The sequence below is a fragment of the Actinoplanes sp. NPDC051405 genome (assembly GCF_055586185.1).
This window is the reverse complement of sequence record NZ_JBVJIR010000046.1, coordinates 1-1432: the sequence shown is the minus strand read 5'-3', so window position 1 is coordinate 1432 and position 1432 is coordinate 1. Positions and strand designations below refer to the sequence as shown.

Sequence of the window (1432 nt, the reverse complement as noted above, 5' to 3'; positions counted from 1 at the left end):
CACACCGCCCACCACCACACCGCCCACCACCACACCGCCCACCACCACACCGCCCACCACCACACCGCCCACCACCACACCGCCCACCACCACACCGCCCACCACCACACCCCCGACCACCACACCGCCCACCACCACACCCCCGACCACCACACCCCCGACCACCACACCGCCGACCACCACACCGCCCACCACCACACCGCCCACCACCAGCCCGACCGTGAGCCCGACACCCACGGCCAGCCCGACACCCACGGCTGAGCCGACCACGCCTCCGCAGCTCAAGCTGGACCTGAACCTGTCAGTCAACGCCCCGATCGTCGGATCGCAGGCGGTTCTGTCCGGCGGTGGCCTCAAGGCCCAGTCGGCGTACGCGCTGACGATGTACTCGACGCCGGTACGGTTGGCGGGCGGCTTCGCCGACGCGAACGGCAACTTCGAGACCCAGGTCCGGCTGCCCAGCAAGGTGTGTGTCTCGGGTGGCCTGCACCGGATGGTCCTCACCGCGACCGCCGCCGATGGTTCGACTCTGACGGACACCAGCTACGTCGTCATGGACGCGACCTGCAAGACCCGCAGCGTGCGGGCGGTCGCACCGGTCAACAACACGATGACGCTGGGAGCTCTGCTCTTCCCCGTCGGCTCCGCCAAATTGTCGGCCCGGTCGAAGACCACCATCCGTAACCTGAAGAGCTCGTTCGGCGGTGCCAAGGTCATCACCGTGACCAGCTACTCCGAGCCCAAGAAGAAGGGGGCGGCCGCGGCCAAGGCCAACAGGGCCGTGGCCAGGGAGCGCGCCGCCGCGGTGCGGAGCTACATGCTCAGCATCGGGGTGAAGACCCGGATCGTCTCTGTCGGTGTCGGCGGTAAGCGCATCACCGGCTCGAACCGCAAGTACATCCGCCGGGCAGTGATCACCGTCCGGTACTGAGCCTGCTCAGTCAGCACGAGATCGCCCCCGCGACCCACAGGTCGCGGGGGCGATTCGCGTCAGAGGGCAGCACGGGTGGCGGTGACCGCCTCAGTGGCAGCGGTCAGCACCTCGGCGGGCGGGGCAGCCGCGAGCAGGTCGTCGGCCATGACGCGGAGCTGGTCGGGCAGGACCGTCTCGGCCAGCCGTGGGACCGGGCGGTGCCGTCGCTGCTCGGCGTCGGCGGCCTGGTCGGCCAGGCGCTGGACGAGCGTGCGGACGGCCTCGGCCCGGGTGCTGCCGCCGCCGGCCGCAGGGGCGTTCCAGCGGGCGGCCTCCCAGTGGCCGACCTGCGTGATGAGCCGTTGCACCGCGGTCTCGAAGTCTGCTGCGCCCACCCGGCGACCCTATCGGCAAATGGGGCAGCGGGGGGGGGGGGGGGGGGGGGGGGGGGGGGGGGGGGGGGGGGGGGGGGGGGGGGGGGGGGGGGGGGGGGGGGGGGGGGGGGGGGGGGAGGGGGGG

Annotated in this window: 3 protein-coding genes; 2 read left to right on the top strand and 1 reads right to left on the bottom strand. The window is 72.7% G+C overall.

Annotation, left to right across the window (positions count from 1 at the left end):
* Together ACZ6S4_RS44620 and ACZ6S4_RS44615 are read left to right on the top strand one after the other, a co-directional pair.
* On the top strand, nt 1-261 hold a 261-nt coding region (locus tag ACZ6S4_RS44620), incomplete at its 5' end, for a hypothetical protein (RefSeq protein ID WP_465480701.1).
* Nucleotides 221-931 (top strand): OmpA family protein, encoded by a 711-nt coding sequence (locus ACZ6S4_RS44615; protein ID WP_465480700.1) that lies wholly within the window; start codon nt 221-223, stop codon nt 929-931. The genes ACZ6S4_RS44620 and ACZ6S4_RS44615, both read left to right, overlap by 41 nt.
* A 59-nt stretch (nt 932-990) precedes the next feature.
* On the opposite strand, the gene ACZ6S4_RS44610 is transcribed toward ACZ6S4_RS44615, so the two are convergent.
* On the bottom strand, nt 991-1308 hold the full coding sequence (locus ACZ6S4_RS44610; protein ID WP_465480699.1) for a hypothetical protein: 318 nt from the start codon (nt 1306-1308) through the stop codon (nt 991-993).
* Between the last annotated feature and the right edge of the window lie 124 nt (nt 1309-1432).